This is a genomic window from Rickettsia endosymbiont of Villa modesta, assembly GCF_964026485.1.
In the GTDB taxonomy this organism is placed as follows: domain Bacteria; phylum Pseudomonadota; class Alphaproteobacteria; order Rickettsiales; family Rickettsiaceae; genus Rickettsia; species Rickettsia asembonensis.
This window is the reverse complement of the sequence record NZ_OZ032157.1, coordinates 587,951-614,820: the sequence shown is the minus strand read 5'-3', so window position 1 is coordinate 614,820 and position 26,870 is coordinate 587,951. Positions and strand designations below refer to the sequence as shown.

The following is a 26,870-nucleotide window of genomic DNA, read 5'->3' as shown; positions in this document are numbered from 1 at the left end:
TCTAATACTACCAATTCTTCAGGTAAAAGAAGTATATACAATGCAAGGTGCAGGTCAAGATATGCAGGCAGCTGGTAAAAAACTTGAGGACTCGGCAGAAAGAAATACGCCTAAAAAAGGTTGTGGCTGTCACTAAAATATACTTGCCGTATAATGTCATTCCTGCGAAAGCAGGAATCCAGCATAAAGCGAGATATATCGGGCTTTTAATTTTAAAAATTTGCTGTATTTATACTTTTTTTTTGGATTCCTGCTTTCGCAGGAATGACATAAGAATCATACCACAACGCCTACATCTACTTACTCTCATTCACTAATCTATATATTTCTTTCTTACTATAAACATCTTTGAATTTGTCATAAGCAAGTTCGGTAGTGGTTTTGCTACTTAAGTTTTTACTTAAGCAAAGTTCTATAAATTTTTCTAAATTTTTTTGTTGGTTTTGTTCTTGTATATTTCCTGAAATCAACAATACTATCTCACCTTTTAAAATATTATTTTGATAGAACTCTATTATTTCATCTATATCCCCTGTTTTTATTTCCTGATACAGTTTAGTTAACTCACGAGCTACACATATTTCTCGGTTTCCTAGTATTTCCTTAGCTACCGATAAGGTGTTTATCAAACGAGGAGCGGTTTCAAAAAAAATCAATGTAGCCTTAAGATTTACTAATTCAGAAAAAATCTTTTTCTTACTTTCTATAGTTTTAGGTAAAAACCCGTGAAATAAAAATCGATCAGTAGGAAGAGCTGATAAAGTTAGAGCAGTAACCGGTGCAGATACCCCTGGTACTACGTCTATATGACAATTAAGAACACGCAAATCTCTAACTAACTTATAGCCGGGATCGGAAATTAAAGGAGTCCCTGCATCAGAAATTAAGCTTATTATATTGCCCGATTTTATTAAACTTATGATATTTTCTCTATCTTTCTCGTCACTATGATCATTATAAATTTGTAATTTTGTATGAATGTCATGTTTTGCTAGCAATTTTTGTGATATTCTGGTATCCTCGCATAAGATAATATCCGAATTTTTTAAAGTCGATATAGCACGAAGCGTTATATCTTCAAAATTACCGATCGGTGTTGAAACAATATATAATCCCGGCTTTAAAGACATATTTCCAAACTTCGCTTCTAGAGGTAATTTAGACGTCGATCCGGTACTCGCATCCTCACGTATGTCTATATACGCTGCGGTGCTGTGTTCCGTGTCTCCTTTAAATCCCTCTCTATAAGCTGGTTTGGAAAGATGTCTAATCATAATTTTTAAATTTTAAGTAATATTATGGCTAGTATAAAACATAAACTACGAATCGTTCTATCATTTTTTTGCTTGATATATTTAACGTCCTGTCAAACTCCTAAAGAAGAACCTATAAGTTTTCTTAAAAAAGAACAAAAAGAAATTGAAATTGCAATTTTAATGCCAAATCAGGGTCCTGATAGTATTGTCGGGAAACAATATAAAGATTTAATTAAAATGGGACTTAACGACGGGATTAAATCTTACATACATGTTACTTCTTACGACGGTTCAGATGAAAAAAATGTTTTAGCCGCTATGGATAAAATAGTAGCACGTAAAACTAAGATTATTTTAGGTCCTCTATATTCTAACTTTACCTCTCTAATAGCCGAAAAAGCAAAAGCTAATGATATTATTATAATAACCATGTCAAATAACCCGGCTCTTGCAGAAGATAAATTATTTGTATTCGGTCATGCACCTTTAAAACAACTGATACGCATCATCAATTATTACGCAAGTAACGACCATAAAGATTTTATGGCTTTATTACCTAAAGGGAAACATTCACAGACTATTAGTCAAGTAATGCAAAATATATTGATTCAGAAAAATGCATCATTATCACGCACCGAATTCTATGAGGATAATCCTGAATCTATAGCAAAAGCCGCAAGAAATATTTCAGACAATACCGATATTATAAATGAGCGTAGCGATACAACAAAACCGGTTATTTATCTATCAGATGATCCAAAAAATTTAAACATACTTGCCGATAGCATTCGTAAATATAATTTAGATAAAAAAGCTATTTTAATCGGTGATAATCGTATTGATATCGATTACCCTGAAAATATCGATATTAGCTTTACCGGTTCTTTAAATTTACTCAATAGCAACGTTCCGGATAGGGCAAAAGACTTAGGTATTAACCATATGGGCTTCATGCATCTTCTTTCTTATGATTTAGGACGTATGACTGCAAACTATATAGGCAATGAATTTGCATCTGAAAGGTTTTTAAATAGAATGAACAGTAGACAACCTTATATAGGTTTATCCGGTAATATTCATTTCATCGACGGAGTAGCACAGAGACGGTATGACATTATCAGGAAAGAGAATGGTGTATATTCTACTGTTTCAGGGAATTAGGGCGTTGTTGTGTGATTTAGCTTTTTCAGCGTCATACCGCGACTTGATCGCGGTATCCAAAAAAATACACAATTTATGATACTAGTAATTTTAGTATTTTTTACTGGATCCCGTGGTCAAGCCACGGGATGACAAAGAGACATCAAGTTAATTATTTATTTTTATCGTTATCACTACCGTCATCTTTCATGCCATCTTTAAAAGCTTTAAGACCTTTGGCTAAATCGGACATAACTTGAGGTAATTTACCGGCACCGAATAATACAAAAATAATTAATAAAACTATTAATAAATGGCTAAAGCTCATTCCCATGATATTTTTGCTGTATAAGTTAAAATTTTATTATATAAGATATTATAGCTCTAATCTAGGATAAAATAATTAAAGAAATGTTTACTAAAAAACAATTTTCAGAATTTTTTGCTACTTTTTTTTATATAGGGAAAATAAAATACTGTCCAGGCACTTTTGGATCAATTGCCGCTTTCCCTCTAACTTACTTCTTAATATATTTTATTGTTAATAACAAAATAATCATTCCTTTCTCAAATCTTACTCTCGGTGAAGCTCAACTTGTCAGTATATTTATTATAAGCTTTAGCCTATGTTTGATACTCTTAATACTCGGCACTTATTTTACTAAAATATATTTAAATTATACAAATTCAGAAGACCCCAAAGAAGTGGTAATTGATGAAGTAGTAGGGCAAATGCTAACTATCGTTTTAGTATTTTTTTCTGCTTTATTTGCTAACGAATCGCATTTAATTAAATATTTTAGTCCGCTAACAATAAATATTATATTACTTTTCATATTACCTTTTTGTCTATTCCGATTTTTTGATATAGTAAAACCCTGGCCTATTAATTGGTTTGACAAAAATATTAAGGGCAGTATCGGCGTTATGCTTGATGATTTGTTAGCCGCAATATTTGCTGCGGTAACTCAATACACAATTATATTTGTGTTAATAGACATAACATAATATTATCATTGACTAATTTCTAATATAATAATATGATACGACAAATATTTATAAATTTTTAAAGAGATAGTTTTCATGTTCGCAGTTATAAAAGCAGGTGGAAAACAATATAAAGTAGACAGAAATAGTATTATTAAAGTCGAAAAAATTGATGGAGAACTTGGCTCTAAAATTCAGTTTGATCAAATTTTAATGATTGGCGAATACTCAAAGCCTTCTTTTATTGGTACTCCAATAGTTAAAGGGGCTGTCGTTACGGCTGAAATTACTAACCAACTTAAAGATAATAAAATTATAGTCTTTAAGAAAAAGCGTAGAAAAAATTATCGTCGTAAAGCCGGTCATCGTCAAGAACTGACGGAATTAAAAATATTAGATATTACCAAACAATAATAATAACTTAAAAGGAATTATAAAATGGCAACCAAAAAAGCCGGTGGTAGTTCTAGGAACGGAAGAGACTCGGCCGGTCGAAGGCTGGGAGTTAAAAAAGCCGATGGACAATATGTAATACCCGGTGATATTATAGTCAGACAACGCGGCACAAAAATTCATCCTGGAACGAATGTAGGTCTTGGCAAAGATCATACAATATTCGCTTTGATAGAAGGTAGAGTAGAATTTTTAACTAAGCGAAATCATAAAATCGTTAATGTTAAAGAAATTGCAAGTGCTTGAGTATTTTTTTGTAGGCATTGCTCAATAAGTATAGATTTTGTCATTGCGAGCAGTCGTAGACTGTGCGGCAATCCAGAAAATAATTAAAAAAATTCTATAAATCAGAGTTTTTGACTGGATTGCTTCGTCAAAACTTACAGTTTTTCCTCGCAATGACAGAAGCTTTGAAAAATATCAATAGTTATTGAGCAATGCCTTTTTGCAGTTTGATCTACTATTGTTAAATGGAACAAAAAATGCTTTTTATGGCGTTGTTGCGTAGGTATCATTTCGTCATTGTGAGCGAACATAAGCGTTGTTGTATGGCTTGAGAAAAGTATTCGATGTCGTTCCTGCGCAAGCAGGAATCTAGAATAAAGTGAGATAAATCGAGCTTTTAATTTCAAACATTTGCTGTATTTATATTTTTTTGGATTCCTGCTTTCGCAGGAATGACATAAAACAAACCACGCTGGCAATGTCAGTAACCTAGATAACAACAAGCAGAAAATTAATTATATAATATTATATTAGGCTTCCTTTAGTTATGGCCTTAATAATTCAAAAGTTTGGTGGTACTTCCGTTGCAAATATTGATAGAATAAAAAAAATCGTTCCTATCATAAAAGCCGAAATAGCTAAAAATAACCAAGTAATTGTAGTAGTTTCGGCTATGGCAGGTGTTACTAATCAACTTGTCACATTGTGTAATGAAGTATCAAGCCTTAACAACATTTCTCAATTTGCAGAATATGATGTAGCACTTTCTAGCGGCGAAATGGTCACTGCTTCATTACTAGCACTCGCTCTTCAAGAAGAAGACATAAAGGCACAATCATTTCTAGCTTGGCAATTACCGATTCTCACCGATAATAATCATAGCAAAGCTTTAGTAGAATCAATTACTACAGATTTACTAGAAAAATATGTACAGTTAAATACCGTACCTATAATAGCCGGTTTTCAAGGAACTAACAAATCCAATAGGTTAACTACTTTGGGCAGAGGAGGATCCGATACTACTGCCGCCTTAATCGCTGCAGCTGTGAAAGCCGATAGATGTGATATTTATACCGATGTAGAGGGAATATTTACTGCTGATCCAAGAATTATTCCAAATGCTAAGAAGATAAAAGAAATAGATTTTTTAGAAATGTTAGAACTAGCATCAAGCGGAGCAAAAGTACTACATCCTAGAGCCGTAGAGCTAGTAATGCGGTATAAAATAGATATGTGCGTTCTTTCAACATTTTCACCGAATACAGAAGGTACGTTAATTACTTCAAAGGATAAAAATATGGAGAATGGAATTATTAACAGCATTACTTCTAATAAAAATTTATTAAAAATATCTGTAAAGAGCATTTCTTTAAGTTTTTTGCAAGTTGCAAATATGATTACACAAAATAATAATCATATTGAATTTATGCAAGAGATAAAAAATAATGAAGAATATAGTTTTATTACAAATTTAACCGATAAAAATAATTTACAAGCTTTACTTACTAATTTAAAAAATGATAAGCAGATACAAGATTTTACTTTTGATGCCGAAATTGCTACAATCTCTCTTATTGGTTATGGGATTAAACATGATTGTAAAATACTTGAAACGATATTATCAAAGTTAACGAAAAATAATATAAATGTTAACATGATACAATTATCAGAAGTTAAAATTACCTTATTAATAAATGATCAAGATGCAGAAAAAACAATTTTTAATTTATATAATCTTTTTAAAATATCTTAGATTCTGCATCTGAAATTTAATTTATATCTTAAGTTATTTTATATTAAAATTATAAGATTTTGAAAAGGCATGGTTTCTATTTCAGAAAATTTTATAATTTGTGACAAAAAAGTTAAAATAGATTAATTTAAATTTCATATATAAGACCTAAATACTTAATTAAATAGCTTAAATTTATTATTTTCATTATAATTATCTTCTATTTATTAGTTATATATTAATAAATAAGTCTAATAGGCTATCTATGAAGTTATTTTAAAGCTAATTAAATTCTTTTTTGCTATAAAATCTCTTTAATTATCAGTTAAAATAATTTTATAGATAGCCTCTTAAAATCATAAGTTCTTATCATTTAAAAAAATTATTTTAACTCTCAATTTTTAGGAGTAAATTTTACAGGAAAAAATAATGAGCGAAGATATAAGGTCAAAAGAAAGATTTAATCGGATTAACGATATATCAGAAACAAACAAAGATGGTCCAGAAGAAATTAGAAATAATTTTAAAAAATTTGTACTGAATATATTAGAAACAGACAATATCACCCCGTATAAGTTAAGTGAAAAAACAGGTACCCATGAAACAGCGTGGAAAAATTTCCTAGATGGTCGTACAAAAATGCCTGATATGGGAGCAATTGTTGCTCTTGCCGATTATAAAAATGTTCCACTAGATGAAGTAATAGGCAGAGATATAAATAAAGAAAAAAAGATAACGGTAGAAATAAAACAAACTCCGGAAATATCCGCATCTATAGCTAAACTACCAAAAGACATACTTCAAGAAGCCATGCTGATAGGAGAAAAAACTAGAGGATTTATACATAAACCGACAACTAAAGAAACAAAATCTTTTACTGAACAAGTTAAAAATTCTAATAAACCGAAAGGAAGGTCTATCTAAATAAAAATATGTTTTTCAATATTGATCCTAATATAAAACCTAAAACCTTACTTGATATTCTAAAATGGAAAATAACTTCAAAACGACCAAAATGGCCAACAACACTGCCGCTTACTTCCACTGATATTCCACCACAAAAAATAACTGATAATGAGACTATAAGGATATCCTATATAGGACATGTAACCTTTTTAATTCAAATAGGCGGTTTAAATATCTTAACTGATCCGGTATATGGTCGGAGCGGGTTAGTCCTTTTACTTTTGCAGGACCAAAGAGAATAGTAAAACCCGGCATTAATTTTACCGATTTACCTAAAATAGATATTATAGTAGTAAGTCATAATCATTATGACCACTTAGATATCAGAACAATTAAAGATTTATGGATAAGGGATAAGCCTAAGATTATTACACCGCTAATGAATGACGTAATAATCAAAAAACATATTAGCGATGCAGAAATTATTACCTTGGGATGGGGAGAATCATATAAAGAACAAAATATTTATCTAGAACCAGCCCAACATTGGCCAGCTAGAGGAATATTTGATAAAAATAAAGCATTATGGGGAACTTTTATCATTAAAACTAAGATAGGAGATATTTGTTTTATAGGTGATTCGGGTTATAACGATACTCTTTTTAAAGAGATCGGAAAAAAACATAATATTTTAATAAGCCTTATTCCGATAGGTGCTTATGAACCAAGATGGTTTATGAAACCGGTGCATATGAATCCTGAAGAAGCCGTATTTACTAATTTGGACTTAAATTCTAAATACTCTATAGCTAGTCACTTTGATGTCTTTCAATTAGCTGATGAAGCCTTTAATGCGGCTCCTTTGGAACTCCGACAAGCTATGAAAAAACATAATATTAATGAAAATAAGTTTATTATCCCTGAAATAGGTAAATTTTTCCTATTTGATTAAAGCATATATAGTCAATTCAGTTGGATTTGCATACAAGGAGCGAGGAGCGAAGCCTATAACTAATAGGAGAGCGACGAGTGACGATGTAGGCGAGTCCAAATCAATTGACTATAAAATAATTATCGTGCCATAATAAACTTAATACCTAAATCTAATTTTTGCCAAATTTTATCGCAAGTAAGAATAGGATAATTTTTAAAGATAGCCAGAGCTATACATGCTCTATCTCCAAGTGATAAACCATAAATTTTAGTTTTATTAATTATATTTGCACTAATTAGTGCTTGCTCAGGACAAAAGTCTATAATTTTGATATCTAATAATTTAATAAGAATTTTTGCAGTTTCTTCCGTTAAGTCTTGTTTTTCTATACAATATTTATAAACTTCAGCAATATTTACGCTTGAAATAACTCCATCTCTCATGTATACCTCTAGTACATGAAAAATTGTTAAAGAAGTCAGCAAGTGTTATTAAGTAAGAATGGATTTATAGAAAATTAACATCAGTAGAAAAAGAAGAATTAAAGCTTTACCATAGAAGCGAAAGGGATAAGAGGATTTGTGATAGAATCAAAGCTGTTCTCATATATGATGATAGCTATAGTATTGGTGAGATATCGAAAGTGTTATTACTGAGTGATGAAGGGATAAGAAAACATTTAATAGATTATCATAATGCTCAGAAGCTTAAGCCTGGAAATGGCGGTAGTGATAGTAACCTTACTAGACAGGAGGAAGCAGAGTTAATAGTTCATCTAGAAAATAATAATTATGTGTATGCTAGAGATATAGGTTTGTTCATAGAACGTCAATATGGAGTAATCTATACATTAGCTGGGGTAATCAAGCTGTTACACAGACTTGGTTTTAGTTATCAGAAACCTAAGTTAATTCCTGGAAAAATAGATTTAGCTAAGCAAGAGGAATTTGAGCTGCAATATAGTTTGCTAAAAAATAATTTAGCTAAAGATGAGTCTATTTATTTTATGGATAGTGTTCATCCTCAATACCAAACTCGAGCAAGATTTGGTTGGATTAGAAAGAATGTAGTTAAAACATTACCAAGTTTCAGTGGTTGGAAGCGTAAACATATTATTGGTGCTATTAATCTTAAGGATTTAGAGGTAGTAACAACTGACAATCCTAAGGTTAATGGTGATTATATTATTGAATTTTTAAAGGAATTAGAAGCAAATAATCAAGATAAAAGTAAGATTTATTTGATATGCGATAATGCTGGATATCATAGGTCAAAAAAGGTAAAAGAATATCTACAATACAGTTTGATTTTTGGTAAAAATCTTATGCATCTCATCAATTATACTATCAACGCTAACGATTTTAATTTCACTATTTTCAATTTCTATGGTGATTTTTTCACCCGGATGTATATTAAATCTTTCTCTAATTGATACCGGTATAAGCACTCTACCATGCTGATCCATGTTGGTCACTATTCTTTCCATATTATAACTCTAAATTAACATTTGTTATAATATGTCATTTTTAAGATAATTACAATTTATTACTTATGTTTATTTGCCGTTTTTTAGATCTTTATTTAATATAGTATCCTTACTAAACAACATAGTCATAGAATAAGCAAGTATGGCAAACATACAAAGATATAAAATCGGGAATAGATTGAAATCAAATGATTTTATTACCTTTGCACAAATATAATTAGCAGTACCGGACATTAACATTGAACCAATATTATGTCCTAAACTTATAACACGATAGCGTTCTTTAACTACAAAAGACTTAATAACTATACTATGAGCAAGAGCATTAAAAGGTGCAACTGATGCAGCTAACATTAAACTAGCTGCAAGCCCTAAATTAGTCATTTGATATTTTACTGCTATCACAAAAAATACACTTGCTGTAATAGTACATATAAATGCGATTTTTAATACTGAATTAACTCCTAAGCGGTCGGCAATAAAGCCGGCAATCGGCATGCAAACAGCAAAACATATTACTATTAAGACTGAAAAAGAACTCATAATAATACCGACTGAAGGTAATACAATCGGTAAATATTGCTTCATAAAGATGATCGCAATTTGATATGTTGCTCCAAAACCTCCGGCTAAAAATATTAACCTTGCAATATTTTTCCATTGCTTTTTAATTATAGAGCTAAGTTTTTCAATAGAATCTTGGCTATGATGTGCTTTTTTAAACTCCGGTGTTTCATCAAATTTCCGGCGATAATAAAGAGTTATTAATGCAAGCGGTAAACTTAGTAAAAACGGAATACGCCAACCCCACTCCGGAAAAATATGAGAATTAAAGAAATTAGTTGCACCAATCCCGCATAATAAACCCATTACTCCTGTACATCTAGTTATTGCCGAGGCAGTAAATCGGTATTTTGCTCCTAAATGTTCAATAACATAAATCGCTGCACCATCATATTCCCCTCCAATAAAAATACCTTGCATGAAGCGACATAAAACTAAAATTATCGTACTCCAAACTCCTATCGAAGAATAATCAGGCAATAAACCTATTATTAAGGTAGGTATTACAATACCGATAATCGTAAAACTTAAGGCTTTTTTTCGACCGTATATATCCCCTATACGTCCAAAAATATAAGCACCCATAGGTTTTGATAAATATGCCGCCGCATAAACGGCAAAAACATTTACAAGCTTTGTTAACGGATCAGTACCGGCTGAAAAGAATTTATCGGCGATAATTGCTGCTGAAAAACCATATAAACTATAGTCGTAATATTCAATAATAGTGCCTAAACAAGCACCAAGAACTTTATTGCTTGATTTTGCTTGTTTCATTTTTTAAAGGTAATACGTCGTTTTTGGTGTCATACGGCTTTGTTGCATGGGTCGAAAAACCTACTCTATGTCATTCTTAGCAACGGCGGGAATTCAGAAAAATAACATAAATCTAGCAAGTTTTTAAAAATTAAAAGCTCGATTTATCTCGCTTTATGCTGGTTCCCGCTTTCGCGGGAATGACATAGGTATACATGACCGCTTTGACCGTTACTTAAAATCCTTCAAAGACCTTTATGTAAAGGTGGACTTCATATATCTAAACTGAATTAGTATTAGACAGGGACGATGTCCTAAAAGTTAGTGGTAGTCCTAGGTTAATATTAAGCTCACAAACCAAGCAGCCAAGAGCTAATATATCACTTTCCCATTTTACGTGCAAGGTTTTCTAGGTAACTTGCTATAGTAGTTAAGGTTTCTGCGAATTTTTCTTCGTCGGGATGATTTTTTTGAAAGCCGTTTTTATTAAGTTTTTCTGTTAGACTAGCTATTTCAGCTTGAGCATTAAGAGATGCCATAACTAATAATAGCTCAAAAGAGGCTGTGGGACTACCAAGTTTAATTTCCGCTATTTTATCATTCAATTTATTCGCTAAAGATAGTAATTCTTCCTCATCTCCATTATTACAATATAATTGAAAGCTCTTGTTATTTAATGTTACCGTAACAATTGACATAATTATTTTTGCTGTTTTTTTATTTCTTCAAGTTCATTAATATAAATGTTAATTTGATCTAGCATTTTTATATAATTATCTTTTAATTCTTTATTTTCGTTTTGTAATTTTTTAACTTCATTTTGATTATTCGCTTGTGCATGCAATAACTCGTCAAGTTTATGCTCAACTTCTTCCATTAATCTCTTTAATATTTCATTATCCATTTTCTTCTAAGCATTAATTATGAATGGATGACTTACAATAATAATCGATAACATTATAATAGATATAAGTACTAATTGTTTTTTACGTTTATAATTTATCAATACCGTAGCTCTTTTATTACTTAATAATTTTTCGGTTTCGTTCTGTTTAGTAGCTTCTATCTGCTCTGCATTTCGATCTTTTACATTAAGATAATCCAAGTATAATTTTAAGTAACCTTTTACGTATACTTCTCCCGGTAAAATATCAAAATCACCCTCTTCTAAAGCTACTAAATATTTTTTTCTAATTTTTAAATCACTAGATACCTGATTTAAAGCTTTACCCGAATCTAACCTAATTTGCTTAAGCATTGACGACATAATTTACTCAAGTTTTTGTAAGAATATTTCAAATTTCTTATTTGCTAAAATAATTATATTTAAGTCTATAGTTTCTTGAGATTTAATTTCTTTAATAAAATCAAGAAAATTTCTAACTAAGTTATTATTATTATCAATCCATAAATCTAAATCAATAGTTGTTTTAGATTTATTAATTATTTTTATTAATAATCTACGTTGTTTGTCATATAAATCATCTTTTAGCGATTGAATACCGAGGCGTCGCCAAAATGAATCGTTCAATTGCTTATCACAAGCTTTACGTAACCAATCAAGACTAAACATATCGCTTATAGCAAAATAAGCTTTTGCTACCTCTTTATTATTTCCTGAAGTCTGTTTTGTTACATATATAATATCAAATACTGAAATTAAATTGTCAAATGTAGCGATAGTAGCAGCAAATGATTCCTCTACCCCACTAGTTGTATAATAATTTAATTTTTCTTCAAATCTTATTTTAGTTTCTCCGACTAATAAAGTACCTACTGTTTTTCTTAAGTTTTGCGCAGGAACTCTAAACTCTTCTATAGTTTCACTAATATTAATAGGATGCTTTAAATTTTTAATAAACCACGAAATACCCCGACGCATTAATTTCGTTATTTCGGTAAACATATCGATTTTTACATTGTAATCAATATTAGTAGGTAGCTTACTTACCGTTTCCCATATATCATCAAGATCAAAAATTTCACAAATAATGGTATATGACCTTATTATATCACAAAGAGGAGCCCCAATCTCACGCTTTACAATACTAATAAGCGGTCCTCCAAGTTGATTAATTATTTTATTTATGGTAACAGTTTTAATAATCTCATGTTTAAGAGGATGAGATAAAATTTCATTACGAAACTTTTTTTGCATCATTTCAGGAAAATAATCTATAAGATATGCATCAAAATATTTATCATGAGAAAAAGTAGAATTAAGTAACTCGTGATAAGCCGACCTTTTACTATATGATAGCAACACGCAAAGCTCAGGACGAGTTAGTACTTCACCGCTGATAGCTCTTCTATTCAATTCTTCCGCACTAGGCAAGAATTCATTTTCCCGTTCTAATACTTTTTCTTCTTCTAAAATATCTATAAATTGACTAAGTATATTAACGGTTAAAGTAGGAGATAGTTGCATAATTGTTATTGCTTCGGTTTGCTTATAATTATCAAGCAATACTAACTCTTCAACTTGCTTTGTCATATCATTTAGGAGTGTATTACGTTCTTCTAAAGTAATTTTTCCTGAGGTTACCGCACTACTTAAAGCAATCTTGATATTTACCTCATGATCGGAACAATCAACACCTGCTGAATTATCAATAAAGTCGGCATTTATGCGTCCGCCTTTTTTAGCATATTCAACTCTACCTCTCTGTGATACCCCGACATTACCGCCTTCTGCTATAACTTTTGCTCTAATTTCTTCACCGTTACATCTAAGGTTATCATTTGTTTTATCACCGATTTCTAAATTATTTTCCGTTTTAGCTTTGATATAAGTGCCTATTCCGCCATTCCACAATAAATCAACATCTGCTTTTAAAATAGCTTTAATTAATTCTTCCGGTGATAATTCATTATCATTTATATCAAGTAATTTTTTAATTTCCGGTGATAATTTTATTAATTTACTACTACGTTCAAATACTTTGCCTCCTTTAGAAATAAGCTTAGAATCATAATCGGACCAATTAGAACCCTTTAAATTAAATAAACGCAACCGCTCATTAAAACTTGATACAGGATCAGGGGTAGGATCAATAAATATATGTTTATGATTAAAGGCAGCAACTAACTTAATAGCCTCTGATCTTAGCATACCGTTACCGAACACGTCTCCCGACATATCTCCTATACCTACGACGGTAATAGGATCTATTTGGACATCTAACCCTAAAGTTTTAAAGTGATTAGTTACGGAAATCCAAGCTCCTTTAGAGGTAATAGCCATTTTTTTATGATCGTAACCTGCAGAGCCACCGGAAGCAAAAGCATCATCAAGCCAGTAATTATATTCTCTTGCCACACTATTAGCGTAATCCGAAAATGAAGCTGTACCTTTATCGGCAGCAACCACTAAATAAGGATCTTCTTTATCATAAATAATAACGTCTTTCGGATGTACTACTTTACCGTCAACGATATTATCGGTTATGTCCAGTAAACCTCTCAGGAAATTCTTATAGCATTCTACCACTTTTTCCATATATTCATCACGAGTAAGTCCTTCCTCAGTAAAATGAACATAAAAACCGCCTTTAGAGCCGACAGGGACAATAACGGAATTCTTCGTCATCTGTGCTTTCATAAGTCCAAGGACCTCAAGCCTATAATCTTCTGCTCTATCCGACCATCTAAGTCCTCCGCGTGATACAGGACCGCCTCTTAAATGAACAGCTTCAAAATCCTTAGAGTAAACAAATGCTTCAGCAAACGGAACAGGTTTAGGTAAACCAGGTACTTTTGAAGAATCAAACTTAAATGAAAAAACATGTTTATGCGGTTGATAGTAATTTGTTCTAGTAATAGCATTAATTATACCAAGCATACTACGTAGTACTTTATCTTCACTACTCATCTCAACGGTTACTAAGTAATTATTCAGTTTATCTTGAATTACATCACAATTATTATCAGGATGTTTAGGATTAAATTTTATATCAAACAGATTTACCAACATTTTTGTATATTCGGGATGTTTAAGTAGTGTTAGTTGCACATAACCTTTACCGTAACTAAATCCCGTTTGATGTAAATATCTTGTTAAAGCTTTGACGAGTTTAACTTGCTTCCAATTAAAACCGGCAAGCACTATCAGTTTACTTAAAGAATCATTAGCAAGCATCCCAAGTGCCATTTGATCTAAAGCTTCTTCAACATTTATTTTTAATTCGGTAATATTACCCTTTACCGGTATGATAGAAGTTAAGATAAAATTATATATCCAGCTTTCTTTAATTTCCAGAGCCTCCTTAATTGCAAAAGTTTGTTCATCAATTGCTTTAAAACCTAAATTTTCGATTGGCGGCAATATATTAGAAAGGGCAAGTTTTACTTTTGGACTATATATTTTTAAGTAAAATTCCGTTTCATTTACAGAAACTAGATTAAACATACATTCTTGTGACTTGCTTGCTTCCGTTAAATATTCAATATCTATTAAAGCTATTTCCGGAGAAAATTTTTGTCTATAATCTGCTGGAAAAACATTATCAAAAAGCTTTAAATTAATACCTGCTTGATATTCACCGCATTTTTTAGAAAGCTTAAAATAAAAATCTTCACTCCAACGTGTAGAGATACGATCTAAATCTTGCTGTATTATTTCTGCTTCAAAATTTATTTTATGTTCCCCTTGTGCTTCAAGCGTTACAAAAAGATAAGAAAAATTACCGACTACTTCGGTTATATAGTTGGATAAAATTTTACTACCGAATTTTTCCGCTAAATAACAATCTATCATATTATGTATTTCAGCCGTTAAACGTTCTCGTGGCAGAAAAATTATGATATTAAGAAAAGAACTCGACCAATCATATTGAATAAATAATTTAAGCTTCTTACTCATCATACTTGAGAGCATATGTAAACACATACAATATAAATCGCCTTGATCAATTTGTATTAAAGCTTCTCTCGGTAACGACTCCATTAAAATTCTTAACTTATCGGCATTATAACCAGATAATGCAAAACCGGCTTTCTCAATTACAAAATTAAATTTTTGTCGTAGGATTGGAATATCACTTATTGAATGGTAATACATATTTGAATTATATATGCCGAAAATTATACTTCCTGAAATATATTCGCCCGAAGAGTTAAATTTTTTCACTAAGATATAGTCGATTAAATTATCTGAATGGATAAGCGACGCACTATTTATTTTACCGAGTATTATTAATTGATTTTGATATAAAGGATTAGCAGAACATTTTATAATATCATCAATCTCGTCTTTTACTTCTTGCCATATTTTTGCTGCTCCTATTTCATTGCTTAATTTTAAAGATTTTACCTCAAAATCAAGAGTCCCTAATAAAACCAAATTATCGTTTTGTAGCCAATTTAAGAATTCTTTAGCCTCTTCAAAATTTAATTTATCATTATCAATTATATTTTTAGATAAACCTTGTAATTTTATGAGTAATTGCGGTAAATGGCTATAGCTTTGCTCTAACTCTTCTAATCTTTCATTTATAGCTTCAGTTAAAAATGTAGTAGTTTTATCGTCAAAATTTCCTAAAATGGTTAAATGCAGTATCGATTCTGATTTTTCATCCGACACAGAATTTTCTAATATTTTTTCTAATTCTCCTTTACTATTTCGGACGCAGTTTATTACCGGATGGAGTAAAAACTTAGTTTGCAAATTCATATTTTTAAGCAGACATATAATAAAATTAACAATATGCGGTTTATTATCAAGTAATATCAAGACATTTATTGCCGGATCATTTTCTATAACCGTCTTTGTTATTGCTATTTTTCTTGCTCTTTCTACCCTTTGCTTAAAAAACTTAAAGGCTTCATCTGCAAAATTTTGAAATAGTTTTTCTCTATTCTCAAAATCATAATTTATCGGAATATAATTTAAAAACTTTTGAACAAAATCTATATATACTTCTTCAACATGAAGAGTTGTTAAAATGATTAGGCACAATGGTTTGAAAATTGTCATTTACCAATGAAGAAATTTTATTTTTATATTTTTCAATATTTTCAAAAAATATTCGTATAGAATCAGTAAATGTCTCAAAATTCGCATAAAATTTATTGTTACTTACAACAGAATGCATAAATTTCCACAGTCGTTCAATTGGATTCAAATTAGGACTATATGCTGGCAAAAATAGTAACTCTATTTTACTGTATTGTAGATATTCTTTTACCTTTTTTGACCTATGATATCCAGCATTATCGCATATCAAATAAATCTTACTTTTATCTTGATTATTTGCTTCTAATTTCTTTAAAAATTCAATAATATAATCACCATTAACCTTAGGATTGTCAGTTGTTACTACCTCTAAATCCTTAAGATTAATAGCACCAATAATATGTTTACGCTTCCAACCACTGAAACTTGGTAATGTTTTAACTACATTCTTTCTAATCCAACCAAATCTTGCTCGAGTTTGGTATTGAGGATGAACACTATCCATAAAATAAATAGACTCATCTTTAGCTAAATTATTTTTTAGCAAACTATATTGCAGCTTAAATTCCTCTTGCTTAGCTAAATCTATTTTTCCAGGAATTAACTTAGGTTTCTGATAACTAAAACCAAGTCTGTGTAACAGCTTGATTACCCCAGCTAATGTATAGATTACTCCATATTGACGTTCTATGAACAAACCTATATCTCTAGCATACACATAATTATTATTTTCTAGATGAACTATTAACTCTGCTTCCTCCTGTCTAGTAAGTTTACTATCACTACCGCCATTTCCAGGCTTAAGCTTCTGAGCATTATGATAATCTATTAAATGTTTTCTTATCCCTTCATCACTCAGTAATAACACTTTCGATATCTCATCAATACTATAGCTATCATCATACATGAAAACAGCTTTGATTCTATCACAAATCCTCTTATCCCTTTCGCTTCTATGGTAAAGCTTTAATTCTTCTTTTTCTACTGATGTTAATTTTCTATAAATCCATTCTTACTTAATAACACTTGCTGACTTCTTTGACAATTTTTCATTTACTAGAGGTATATGATAAAAACGCTACCTCATCATAACCGTCAAGTAGTAATAATATCCTATCTTTATCTTGTATGTTTTTTATATCCTCAAGTTTTATATCTTTAGAATCTAGACAATAATGGATAAAACAACTTAGTATATCGTCATCTATATTAGTACCGTAACGTACTGTCCAATTGCTTAACAATTCCTTTAACTTAACTCTAAAAACATAATCAAACTTATCGTGCCATAACTCCCCTTTTCCCCATTTATAAGATAGATAATGCATTAACGTGGTTTTACCTATTCCTGCACTACCGAGTAATAATACTTTACCTATATCTGCTTGAATTCTGCTTATCGATTCAGCTATATTTTTTATTTCCGATTCACTTTTATTAGGTAGATTCCTGCGAAGTATATCAAACTTTTTTTTCTCATTTTTTTCTTCGTTTAGTAACTCAACTATATTATTAATCTCATCATCCTTATTAGGTAGCTCTTTCTTAAGCAACTTCCTTATCTTTTTTTCCGTATCTATAGCTTTAAAGATTTTCTCTATTTCTACCGGTTTCTTTTCTCCAACAACTTTATCGCGTAATGCTGCTTTACCTGCTTCATCATCTTCACTCAGTAATATCTGTAATTTTACATAATATTCCTCTAAAGACTGAGCTTTGATTTTCTCATCTTCTATTAGCTTTGGTAAAGTATTGTGAGAACTATATAAGGTTCTTAACTTGTCAGTTAATGATTTTGAAGTAGAAGGCTTCATATTTTTACTTAATGGTAGAAAATATATTTTTATTAGAAAACCTAATTAGATTAAAACAATTATTAGGTGTGAGTTTAAGAATTTAATTTATTTAAGCAATTTAAAATTGATTAACCAAAATAATTTATTTTTTTATTTATTGCAACTAATAATTATCAAGTTGCAATAATTATTATGGGATTAGAGCTAAGTAAAATTTTACGAAGAAAATAATTTTAATTAGAGGTAGTATTAAAGTTCAATATTATATATAAGTTTGTTGATAAAAAATGATTTATTTACTAATATCTATATTTCCATAAATAATATTAGTTTTATATGCTACTGCTACTTCCTGAAATAACTTTGACTTTAATAGCACTTTTAGGGCAGTTTTTTGCCGTAATGATCCCAAATAAAAATAGAATTATTTCTAATATCATTATTTTATTATGTATATTATCAATTTTTCTTACCTTTAAGTACTCAAGCTATGAAGGAGTATGGTACTCATTTGCTACCGGAATAAATATCGGTATTAGTAAAAGCATAGTACTGCTATTCACTATTATATCCATGATTATATACCGTGATTACTCTATTCTTGTTGCTGAGGAATTAAAGTTTGAATTTATCACTTTAATATTATTATCAGTCGTAGGTATTTTTGTTGCAATTTCATCACGGAATTTTCTATTATTATTCTGCGGTATGGAGCTTACTGCTTTAACTTCATATGCACTTGCAGGATTCAAATTAAATGATATTAAATCATCGGAGGGTGCTTTAAAATATTTTATCTTAGGTAGTTTAGTTAGTTGTGTATCATTATTCGGGATTTCTTTTATATACGGATTCGGCGGAAGCCTACAATTTGAGGATATCTTATATAAACTAAATAATAATTCTGGGATGAATCTTGGTTTAATAATCGGTATTGTATTATTTTTAAGTAGTATTTTCTTTAAACTCTCAAGCGTTCCACTCCATTTTTGGGTTCCTGACGTATATGAAGGATCACCGATTAGTTCGGTTACTTATTTCACCGCTGCCTCAAAAATAGGTATGGTTATTGTTTTATTAAATATCAGCAAATTAATTATAGGTAATTACTATCCTATTAATTATAATTTAATAAAGATACTTGCTATATTATCTATGCTGTTTGGGGCTTTTGGAGCCATTCGTCAAACTTCTCTAAAAAGATTAATGGCTTATAGTACTATTTTAAATATCGGTTATGTATTAATCGGCGTTCTTCTGCATAATCAAGAAGGGTATAAAGCAGCTTTACTATATATTCTAATATATGCGATAGGGATTATCGGATTTTTTACTTGCTTAATCATGCTGCTCGGTAAAGACGCCGATAAAGCTAGTTTTAAAACTATACAAGGAATTGCAGAGAACCATAAGACTATAGCTGCCGTAATTAGCATAGTTATGTTCTCGATGATCGGAATTCCTCCTCTCACAGGATTTTTCGGTAAATATTACCTTTTTTACCAAGCAATTAATCAAGAAGAATTCGCATTAGCTTATTGTGGTATTTTTACCAGCGTAGTTGCGGCTTTTTATTATCTTAAAGTAGTAAAAGCCATGTATTTTTCTAAAAAGATTGAGATAATTAAGCTTCCTGTGCAATATGGGCTTTTACTGATTAATTACTTAGTTGTAGGCTTCTTGTTGCTTGGTTCATTTATTATCTCGTTTTAGCCGGTGTAGACTTTTTATTAACAACATTAGCCGAAGTAATTTTTGTAGGCTTCATAACCTTTTCTTTTAGATTCTTTATATGTTTTAGATCTTCTTCATCTAATTTTAATAAATCAGCGTCTACATATTCTCTATTTGCGTCTATATTTGTCTTTACAGATTTTTGTTTTGGTTCTTTTTTTATTTTATCAGAAGAATCAGCTAAATTTCTTTCATCTTTAATATATTTATTTAAACTTTTTATTGTCTTTATTAAATGTTTTTTTGCACTATCTCTAATACCGAGTATTTCTAAAATTCTTGCAAAACTAGTAGTAACTTTATTTCTTAATTTAAGTTTTTGTCCTCCTTTTTTTCTTTCTTCATAATTAAGAATTTTCTCAAAATAATCAGGATACTCTTTCATTAATGTTTTTAATCCGTGCTCTTTCACTTCGTAATAAGGAAAACTATATTTTTTAGAAAAAAAACTATTTACTTTAATTTCTAAGCCGTATTCCTTTAAGGATTCTTGTCTTTTTTTCATTGTATCTATTAAACTAGCCTTAATTTCTTCAGGCGTTATTTCTTTAGATTTTTTATTATTAAATTTCTTTGGCATTGCTTGTTTTGCAAATTCTGCAATTGCTTCATTACTATAATATTTAGTTAATTCATCAAAACTTTTATCAATGGTTTTGCTTAAATCAATTTTAGAAACTGCAAGTAAGCTATCGGCAAAATTAGGATTTTTTGTTCTTAAATTAGAAGGAAATTCTCTAAAATGGTTAGTAGGACCGAATCCAGGCAAATGTTTGGCTCTTGAATGCGGATAGATATTATTTGTTAAATTATCAAAACTACCGGCAAAATCAATTCTTACTAATTTAGGTAAAGTTTTTGGATTTTTTTGATCTCTGATAACTCCTATATTTCCAACATGTATATCAAAATCACCGATCAATAAACTTGCCGGCATAATGTTTTCAAAGTTCTGATACTTAATTTCCTTAAAAGCATTTTCTAAGGTTCTAAATAATTTATTTCTAGCCCCCATAAAAAGCGGTCTACCGCCGTCCTTTCTAAACCAAGAACTCGGTTTAGTTTTAGCAGACATATGTTTATCCATGTCCACATACATATCACTACTATAATTCTCAAAAAATTCAGATTTGACATATATTTGTGAATCAACAGCTTTAGATTTATTAAAATCATCAGGAGCAATTAAATTAACCTTTGCTCCATTTCCGGGACTTATAGCTTCAAAAATTTGGGATCCTAAAAACTCGGCTATATTTTTTGAGCTTGAAGCCTCTTTTTTTATCATCGCCGTAATTTTACCGTCTGAGCTTTGATATACGCCGCCATGCTCTCCTGCTTCATTAGCTCCGCCTCCTTTAGGCTTTAAAAAATTCCAACCTTTAAATACTGATTTCTTATCTTTGATCATTTTTTTCGCTCCATAATACAAAATTTGGATTTAAGTATATTTAATTCCAATTAAATAAAATATACATATTATATATACGAAGATCAACTTCAAAAAGAGCAAGGAGTCCACAAGACGAGGAGCGGAGCGTATACTTAATACGTGAGCACCGCAGTACTTGTAGGACGACGTAGCCAATTTTTGAAGTTCATCGAGTATTATTTAATATTTCAGCTACTTCAAGAGCAGCATAGGTAAATATACCGGTTGCACCGGCACGTTTAAAACTAATTAATGACTCCATCAAAGCTCTCTCCAAATCAATTGCTCCTGCTTCTGCTGCAAATTTTAACATTGCATATTCTCCGCTAACCTGATATGCAAAAATTTTAGCATTAAAATTATTCGCCGCTTCACGAATAACATCCAAAAACATCATACCGGGCTTCACCACAACCATATCGGCTCCCTCTGCTATATCATGCTCAATCTCAAGCATTGCTTCCTTAATATTACGTACATCCATTTGATAGCTTGATTTATCTAAATAATTCTTTTTATTACTCTTAACAGCATCACGAAACGGACCGTAAAAGCTTGAAGCATATTTAGCGGCATAAGCAAGAATTCCAACATTTATAAATCCCTCTTTGTCAAGATATTCTCTTATAGCCCCGATTCTTCCATCCATCATATCGGAAGGTGCAACAATATCTACTCCGGCTTTTGCTAGCACTAATGCTTGATTACATAAAGCTCTGACCGATCTATCATTATCAACTTCCCCATGATACACAATACCGTCATGACCGCTTGTAGTGTAAGGATCAAGTGCTACATCACATATTATACCGATATCAATATTAGCGTTTTTGATGCTTCTAATAGTTCTACATATTAAATTATCTAAATTATAAGCTTCATCGGCATTTTCACTTTTTAGACTTTGATCAATACTAGGAAATAATGCAATAGCATTAATACCTAGCTCTGCTGCTTTTTTTGCCGTCTCTACTATTTGATCTATAGAGTAGCGATATATACCGGGCATAGTCTTAATTTCTTGCCGTTGGTTATGCCCTTCAACAACAAATAAAGGCAGCACTAAATCATTAACCGATAAACTACTTTCAGCGATTAACTCTCTAAGCCAAAAGGCTTTTCTATTTCTTCTAAGTCTAATAAGTGGGTACATAAAAATTCATATCTCATTTTAGTTAATAACTTGGATTCTAATATATAAAATATACTTCTTCAACATGAAGAGTTGTTAAAATGATTAGGCACAATGGTTTGAAAATTGTCATTTACCAATGAAGAAATTTTATTTTTATATTTTTCAATATTTTCAAAAAATATTCGTATAGAATCAGTAAATGTCTCAAAATTCGCATAAAATTTATTGTTACTTACAACAGAATGCATAAATTTCCACAGTCGTTCAATTGGATTCAAATTAGGACTCTATATGCTGGCAAAAATAGTAACTCTATTTTACTGTATTGTAGATATTCTTTTGCCTTTTTTGACCTATGATATCCAGCATTATCGCATATCAAATAAATCTTACTTTTATCTTGATTATTTGCTTCTAATTCCTTTAAAAATTCAATAATATAATCACCATTAACCTTAGGATTGTCAGTTGTTACTACCTCTAAATCCTTAAGATTAATAGCACCAATAATATGTTTACGCTTCCAACCACTGAAACTTGGTAATGTTTTAACTACATTCTTTCTAATCCAACCAAATCTTGCTCGAGTTTGGTATTGAGGATGAACACTATCCATAAAATAAATAGACTCATCTTTAGCTAAATTATTTTTTAGCAAACTATATTGCAGCTTAAATTCCTCTTGCTTAGCTAAATCTATTTTTCCAGGAATTAACTTAAGTTTCTGATAACTAAAACCAAGTCTGTGTAACAGCTTGATTACCCCAGCTAATGTATAGATTACTCCATATTGACGTTCTATGAACAAACCTATATCTCTAGCATACACATAATTATTATTTTCTAGATGAACTATTAACTCTGCTTCCTCCTGTCTAGTAAGTTTACTATCACTACCGCCATTTCCAGGCTTAAGCTTCTGAGCATTATGATAATCTATTAAATGTTTTCTTATCCCTCCCCATCACTCAGTAATAACACTTTCGATATCTCATCAATACTATAGCTATCATCATACATGAAAACAGCTTTGATTCTATCACAAATCCTCTTATCCCTTTCGCTTCTATGGTAAAGCTTTAATTCTTCTTTTTCTACTGATGTTAATTTTCTATAAATCCATTCTTACTTAATAACACTTGCTGACTTCTTTGACAATTTTTCATTTACTAGAGGTATATTCCCCGGTAGCGTCACTCTCATAATTTGTATAAACTGCAAAAACTTTTTTTGGAGTTTTTCTATTTAGGATTTTATCTTGTAATTTGCTTGCAAAAAATTGCTGCATTGTTGTCCCTATTTTTGCAGTATCAGCGTTCATTTCTGCGGCGTTTGAGGTGCGGGCTGTAATACCAACTAATTTAATTTCTGATAATTGTGTAATTACTTTATTCATTTTATAGCCTCTTAATTAATTCACTAAGTAAGTTAAAACTAATCTAAAAAGGAATTATGATAAAGATTGAATATTATCTAACTTTTTTGAAGAGTAAAAAGTCCTTAGTTTATAATATGTTTACTGTTTGAAGTGTTTATAAATTGAAATAGAAATAAGACATGGTGGAGCCAGAGGGAATTGAACCCTCGACCTCTTGAATGCCATTCAAGCACTCTACCAACTGAGCTATGACCCCAATAACAAATTAATTCTCTTATACTATAATAATAAAACTAAATCTATAAAATTCTTTAAGCATTGCTAACTAAGTATAGATAGATCGTCGTAGCTCGCAATGCATTGTTGCGTGGATCAATTGCACTTATATCATCCCGTGCCTTGACCACGGGATCCAGTTAAAATACTAAAATTATTAGTATTTGTTTATTATTTTTATGGACCCCGTGGTCAAGCGAACTAGGTGACATAGTGGGTTTTACCGGTCCACGCAACAATGCCAGCTCGTAATGACGAATCTATATTTAGTTAGCAATACCAATTCTTTATTTTGCTGACATTGTCATAGCATCTCTAGAAGAAATTATATTATCGATTATTCCAAATTTCTTTGCTTCTTCCGGTGACATGAAATTATCACGTTCCATACTTTTTTCGATATGTTTTAACTCTTGTCCAGTGTGTTTACTATACAATTCGTTAAGTAACCTTTTGATTTTTAGGGTTTCTTGAGCGTGAATTTCTATATCGGTAGCTTGTCCTCTATAACCTCCTGACGGTTGATGGATCATAATGCGGCTATGAGGTAAACTATAACGCATTCCCTTCTCGCCTCCGCAAAGTAAAAGTGAACCCATAGAACAAGCTTGACCTATACATAATGTAGCTACTTTAGGCTTTATATATTGCATTGTATCATAAATAGCAAGCCCTGCGGTTACAACTCCTCCGGGGGAATTGATATACATATATATATCTTTTTTAGGATTTTCTGCTTCAAGAAACAATAATTGTGCAACGATTAAGTTTGCCATATGATCTTCAACAGTACTACATACAAAGATTATACGTTCTTTTAGCAATCTTGAATATATATCATAAGCACGTTCACCGCGTGATGTTTGTTCAATTACTATCGGTACATACGACATTAATATTTTCTCCTGAAATTATATTAAAATGTCATACCGTGGTCAAGCCACGGTATGACAAATTGGAAAAAAAGCTTCTACTTCTTATCTTCTAAAGCATTAGCAAGTATATCTCCCATATTGGTGGTATTATCACTAGAACCATATTCTTTGAGAGCTTTTTGACGTTCTGCTATTTTATGAGCTTTTACCGATAATAAAATTCTACCGGTTGATTTCTCGATAGAAACAACTTTTGCTTCTATTTCTTCGTCTATTTTAAACATTTCAGGCTTCTGCTCGTCTTTTTCATCCGATAGTTCAGTTCTTTTAATAAAACCTGCTACTTTATTGTTTAATAGTATTTTGAGTCCATCATCTTTAACTTCTGTTATAAGGGCTTTAACTATTGTGCCTTTTTTATATTCGTCACTGATTTCTTGATATGGATTAGGCGACAATTGTTTTATACCTAAGCTAACTTGTTCTTTTTCAATATTAATGGCTAGAACTTTGCATTCTATTTCGTCACCTTTCTTGTATGATTTTAATAAATCTGTTCCCTTATCTTCCCAGCTAATATCACCTTCATGAATCATGCCGTCCATATTATTACCGAGTGCAACAAAAATACCGAAATCCGTAATATTTCTAATCGGTGCTTTAATTATAGTACCAACAGGATTATTTTCAGCAAACTTTATTAAAGGATTTTCTTGGCATTGTTTAATACTTAAAGAAACACGATGCTTTTCAGTATCGACCTCTAAAACTACGAATTCTACTTCTTGCCCTATAGTTAGCGTTTTTCTAGGGTTTTGATTAGATTTTAACCAACTAATTTCGCTTGAATGAACAAGTCCCTCAAGTCCGTCTCTTAATTCTATAAATACGCCGTAATCAGCAAAATTTGTAACTTTACCGGTCATTTTTTTACCGACGGGGAATTCTTCTTTAATTGCTTCCCATGGGTTAGAATCAAGTTGTTTTATACCAAGTGATATTCTTTTGGTTTTTTCATCAAACTTAATAACCATTACTTTAACCTTTTGGTTAAATTCTAATACTTCTGAAGGATGATTAACTCTTCCCCAAGAAATATCGGTTAAATGTAATAAACCGTCAACACTTCCAAGATCGATAAATGCACCGTAATCAGTAATATTTTTTACGGTTCCTTCTAACACCATGCCCTCTTTAATTTTAGATAGCATCTCATCTCTAGCTTCGGAACGTGATTCTTCTAAAATAGCTCTTCTTGAAACTACTATATTACCAAGCTTTTTATCCATGCTTAAAATTTTAAATGGTTGCTTAATATTCATTATAGAAGTAGGATCTTTAATAGGTCTAACGTCAACTTGGCTTCCCGGTAAGAATGCTACTACACCGGATAAATCCACGGTAAAGCCTCCTTTCACACGACCGAAAATCGTACCGTCGACAAATTCACCCTTGGAACACATGATTTCTAGTTGCCCCCATAATTCTTCTTTAACTGCTTTTTCACGGCTCAATATCGTTCTGCCGTTACGTCCCTCAATTTTCTCGATGAAAACTTCAACTACGTCCCCAACTTCAGGTAAAGCTAAAAATTCAGATTTAGGTATTCTACCTTCATTTTTTAATCCAACATCAACAATAATCATATCGTTTTTTATTTCGATTACTTGACCTTTAACTACCGTTTTTTCTTTTATATGACTTGTATCAACGGTTTCAAGCATTTTAGAAAAATCTTCTTCAAATTCGTGATTAATTGCTGCAAGTTGTGGAACAAATCGTTGTTTTAGTTTTATTGACATATTTTTCTTGTAATATTAGCTAAAGTGCTTAGGCTCAATGTTCGCAAAGC

At 31.0% G+C, this 26,870-nt stretch carries 26 protein-coding genes, 1 tRNA gene, 1 other RNA gene and 4 pseudogenes; 11 read left to right on the top strand and 21 right to left on the bottom strand.

The window, feature by feature from the left end:
- Positions 1-37: 37 nt before the first annotated feature.
- Positions 38-136, top strand: a pseudogene (locus AC5584_RS03505) (entericidin A/B family lipoprotein); the annotation flags it as partial.
- A 160-nt stretch (positions 137-296) separates the two neighbouring features.
- Here the strand turns inward: AC5584_RS03505 and rsmI are convergent.
- Together rsmI and AC5584_RS03495 are read right to left on the bottom strand one after the other, a co-directional pair.
- Positions 297-1,130 (bottom strand): 16S rRNA (cytidine(1402)-2'-O)-methyltransferase, encoded by an 834-nt coding sequence (gene rsmI, locus AC5584_RS03500; RefSeq protein ID WP_410526696.1) that lies wholly within the window; start codon positions 1,128-1,130, stop codon positions 297-299.
- Positions 1,122-1,280, bottom strand: a pseudogene (locus AC5584_RS03495) (palindromic element RPE1 domain-containing protein); the annotation flags it as partial. The gene rsmI and the pseudogene AC5584_RS03495, both read right to left, overlap by 9 nt.
- 18 nt (positions 1,281-1,298) lie before the next feature.
- Here AC5584_RS03495 and AC5584_RS03490 point away from each other — a divergent pair.
- Complete coding sequence (locus AC5584_RS03490; protein WP_499216836.1) at positions 1,299-2,417, top strand: penicillin-binding protein activator; 1,119 nt, start codon at positions 1,299-1,301, stop codon at positions 2,415-2,417.
- A gap of 151 nt (positions 2,418-2,568) precedes the next feature.
- Here AC5584_RS03490 and tatA read toward each other — a convergent pair whose 3' ends face one another.
- The gene (gene tatA, locus AC5584_RS03485) at positions 2,569-2,730 is read right to left on the bottom strand and encodes a twin-arginine translocase TatA (RefSeq protein WP_004997483.1); all 162 of its coding nucleotides are present in this window, start codon (positions 2,728-2,730) and stop codon (positions 2,569-2,571) included.
- Between the two features lie 77 nt (positions 2,731-2,807).
- Between tatA and AC5584_RS03480 the strand changes: the two genes are divergently transcribed.
- From AC5584_RS03480 to AC5584_RS03450, 7 genes and pseudogenes are all read left to right on the top strand, one after another.
- Entirely contained in the window at positions 2,808-3,404 is a 597-nt protein-coding gene (locus AC5584_RS03480) for a phosphatidylglycerophosphatase A family protein (RefSeq protein WP_499216835.1), read from the top strand.
- A 75-nt stretch (positions 3,405-3,479) separates the two neighbouring features.
- The gene (rplU, locus tag AC5584_RS03475; protein WP_004997480.1) at positions 3,480-3,797 is read left to right on the top strand and encodes a 50S ribosomal protein L21; all 318 of its coding nucleotides are present in this window, start codon (positions 3,480-3,482) and stop codon (positions 3,795-3,797) included.
- A 24-nt stretch (positions 3,798-3,821) separates the two neighbouring features.
- Complete coding sequence (gene rpmA, locus AC5584_RS03470; RefSeq protein ID WP_499216834.1) at positions 3,822-4,082, top strand: 50S ribosomal protein L27; 261 nt, start codon at positions 3,822-3,824, stop codon at positions 4,080-4,082.
- A 526-nt stretch (positions 4,083-4,608) separates the two neighbouring features.
- Complete coding sequence (locus AC5584_RS03465; RefSeq protein ID WP_499216833.1) at positions 4,609-5,814, top strand: aspartate kinase; 1,206 nt, start codon at positions 4,609-4,611, stop codon at positions 5,812-5,814.
- Positions 5,815-6,222: 408 nt separating this feature from the next.
- Positions 6,223-6,717 carry a helix-turn-helix domain-containing protein gene (locus AC5584_RS03460; protein ID WP_499216832.1) on the top strand — a complete coding sequence of 165 codons (495 nt, stop codon included), beginning with the start codon at positions 6,223-6,225 and terminating at the stop codon, positions 6,715-6,717.
- 280 nt (positions 6,718-6,997) lie between these two features.
- Positions 6,998-7,651 (top strand): MBL fold metallo-hydrolase, encoded by a 654-nt coding sequence (locus AC5584_RS03455; RefSeq protein WP_499216939.1) that lies wholly within the window; start codon positions 6,998-7,000, stop codon positions 7,649-7,651.
- Positions 7,652-7,658: 7 nt separating this feature from the next.
- Positions 7,659-7,763: pseudogene (locus AC5584_RS03450) on the top strand (palindromic element RPE2 domain-containing protein); the annotation flags it as partial.
- 7 nt (positions 7,764-7,770) lie between these two features.
- On the opposite strand, the gene AC5584_RS03445 reads toward AC5584_RS03450, so the two are convergent.
- Positions 7,771-8,076: a type II toxin-antitoxin system VapC family toxin gene (locus tag AC5584_RS03445; RefSeq protein ID WP_499162541.1), complete on the bottom strand. Its 306-nt coding sequence runs from the start codon at positions 8,074-8,076 to the stop codon at positions 7,771-7,773.
- 62 nt (positions 8,077-8,138) lie between these two features.
- On the opposite strand from AC5584_RS03445, the pseudogene AC5584_RS03440 reads away from it, so the two are divergent.
- A pseudogene (locus AC5584_RS03440) lies at positions 8,139-8,918 on the top strand (IS630 family transposase); the annotation flags it as partial.
- Positions 8,919-8,924: 6 nt separating this feature from the next.
- Here the strand turns inward: AC5584_RS03440 and AC5584_RS03435 are convergent.
- From AC5584_RS03435 to AC5584_RS03395, 9 genes are all read right to left on the bottom strand, one after another.
- The gene (locus AC5584_RS03435) at positions 8,925-9,098 is read right to left on the bottom strand and encodes an AbrB/MazE/SpoVT family DNA-binding domain-containing protein (protein WP_499216938.1); all 174 of its coding nucleotides are present in this window, start codon (positions 9,096-9,098) and stop codon (positions 8,925-8,927) included.
- 90 nt (positions 9,099-9,188) lie between these two features.
- Positions 9,189-10,460 (bottom strand): MFS transporter, encoded by a 1,272-nt coding sequence (locus AC5584_RS03430; protein ID WP_499216291.1) that lies wholly within the window; start codon positions 10,458-10,460, stop codon positions 9,189-9,191.
- 191 nt (positions 10,461-10,651) lie between these two features.
- Positions 10,652-10,810: non-coding RNA, 6S RNA (gene ssrS / locus AC5584_RS03425), on the bottom strand.
- A 9-nt stretch (positions 10,811-10,819) separates the two neighbouring features.
- Entirely contained in the window at positions 10,820-11,137 is a 318-nt protein-coding gene (locus AC5584_RS03420) for a cell division protein ZapA (RefSeq protein WP_410527358.1), read from the bottom strand.
- 2 nt (positions 11,138-11,139) lie between these two features.
- Positions 11,140-11,343: an RP576a family tick cell line-upregulated protein gene (locus AC5584_RS03415; RefSeq protein ID WP_011271513.1), complete on the bottom strand. Its 204-nt coding sequence runs from the start codon at positions 11,341-11,343 to the stop codon at positions 11,140-11,142.
- Positions 11,344-11,349: 6 nt separating this feature from the next.
- Positions 11,350-11,706, bottom strand: a complete 357-nt coding sequence (locus tag AC5584_RS03410) for a helix-turn-helix domain-containing protein (RefSeq protein WP_499216292.1) — start codon at positions 11,704-11,706, stop codon at positions 11,350-11,352.
- A gap of 3 nt (positions 11,707-11,709) precedes the next feature.
- The gene (locus AC5584_RS03405; protein WP_499216831.1) at positions 11,710-16,413 is read right to left on the bottom strand and encodes an NAD-glutamate dehydrogenase; all 4,704 of its coding nucleotides are present in this window, start codon (positions 16,411-16,413) and stop codon (positions 11,710-11,712) included.
- Positions 16,361-17,314, bottom strand: a complete 954-nt coding sequence (locus tag AC5584_RS03400; RefSeq protein WP_499216937.1) for an IS630 family transposase — start codon at positions 17,312-17,314, stop codon at positions 16,361-16,363. Before AC5584_RS03400 ends, AC5584_RS03405 begins: the two co-directional genes overlap by 53 nt.
- A gap of 127 nt (positions 17,315-17,441) precedes the next feature.
- Positions 17,442-18,206, bottom strand: a complete 765-nt coding sequence (locus AC5584_RS03395) for an NACHT domain-containing protein (protein ID WP_499216830.1) — start codon at positions 18,204-18,206, stop codon at positions 17,442-17,444.
- A 318-nt stretch (positions 18,207-18,524) separates the two neighbouring features.
- Here AC5584_RS03395 and nuoN point away from each other — a divergent pair, with 318 nt between their 5' ends.
- Positions 18,525-19,901, top strand: coding sequence for an NADH-quinone oxidoreductase subunit NuoN (gene nuoN / locus AC5584_RS03390; RefSeq protein WP_499216829.1), 1,377 nt, complete (start codon positions 18,525-18,527; stop codon positions 19,899-19,901).
- Here the strand turns inward: nuoN and AC5584_RS03385 are convergent.
- The 8 genes from AC5584_RS03385 to AC5584_RS03350 all read right to left on the bottom strand — a co-directional run bounded on the left by AC5584_RS03385 (position 19,888) and on the right by AC5584_RS03350 (position 26,820).
- On the bottom strand, positions 19,888-21,333 hold the full coding sequence (locus tag AC5584_RS03385; RefSeq protein ID WP_499216828.1) for a hypothetical protein: 1,446 nt from the start codon (positions 21,331-21,333) through the stop codon (positions 19,888-19,890). The two genes, nuoN and AC5584_RS03385, sit on opposite strands and share 14 nt — an antisense overlap.
- A 187-nt stretch (positions 21,334-21,520) precedes the next feature.
- Positions 21,521-22,507 (bottom strand): porphobilinogen synthase, encoded by a 987-nt coding sequence (gene hemB, locus AC5584_RS03380; protein WP_499216827.1) that lies wholly within the window; start codon positions 22,505-22,507, stop codon positions 21,521-21,523.
- A 59-nt stretch (positions 22,508-22,566) separates the two neighbouring features.
- On the bottom strand, positions 22,567-22,767 hold the full coding sequence (locus tag AC5584_RS03375; RefSeq protein WP_499216826.1) for a hypothetical protein: 201 nt from the start codon (positions 22,765-22,767) through the stop codon (positions 22,567-22,569).
- Positions 22,764-23,429: an IS630 family transposase gene (locus AC5584_RS03370; protein ID WP_499216936.1), complete on the bottom strand. Its 666-nt coding sequence runs from the start codon at positions 23,427-23,429 to the stop codon at positions 22,764-22,766. Before AC5584_RS03370 ends, AC5584_RS03375 begins: the two co-directional genes overlap by 4 nt.
- Before the next feature lie 222 nt (positions 23,430-23,651).
- A complete protein-coding gene (locus AC5584_RS03365; protein WP_499216825.1) occupies positions 23,652-23,885 on the bottom strand; it encodes a GyrI-like domain-containing protein in 234 nt (77 codons plus the stop codon).
- A gap of 162 nt (positions 23,886-24,047) precedes the next feature.
- Positions 24,048-24,123 (bottom strand) — tRNA-Ala (locus AC5584_RS03360).
- Positions 24,124-24,430: 307 nt separating this feature from the next.
- Complete coding sequence (gene clpP / locus AC5584_RS03355; RefSeq protein ID WP_202070109.1) at positions 24,431-25,036, bottom strand: ATP-dependent Clp endopeptidase proteolytic subunit ClpP; 606 nt, start codon at positions 25,034-25,036, stop codon at positions 24,431-24,433.
- A 77-nt stretch (positions 25,037-25,113) separates the two neighbouring features.
- Complete coding sequence (locus AC5584_RS03350) at positions 25,114-26,820, bottom strand: 30S ribosomal protein S1 (protein WP_499161890.1); 1,707 nt, start codon at positions 26,818-26,820, stop codon at positions 25,114-25,116.
- Positions 26,821-26,870 lie beyond the last annotated feature (50 nt).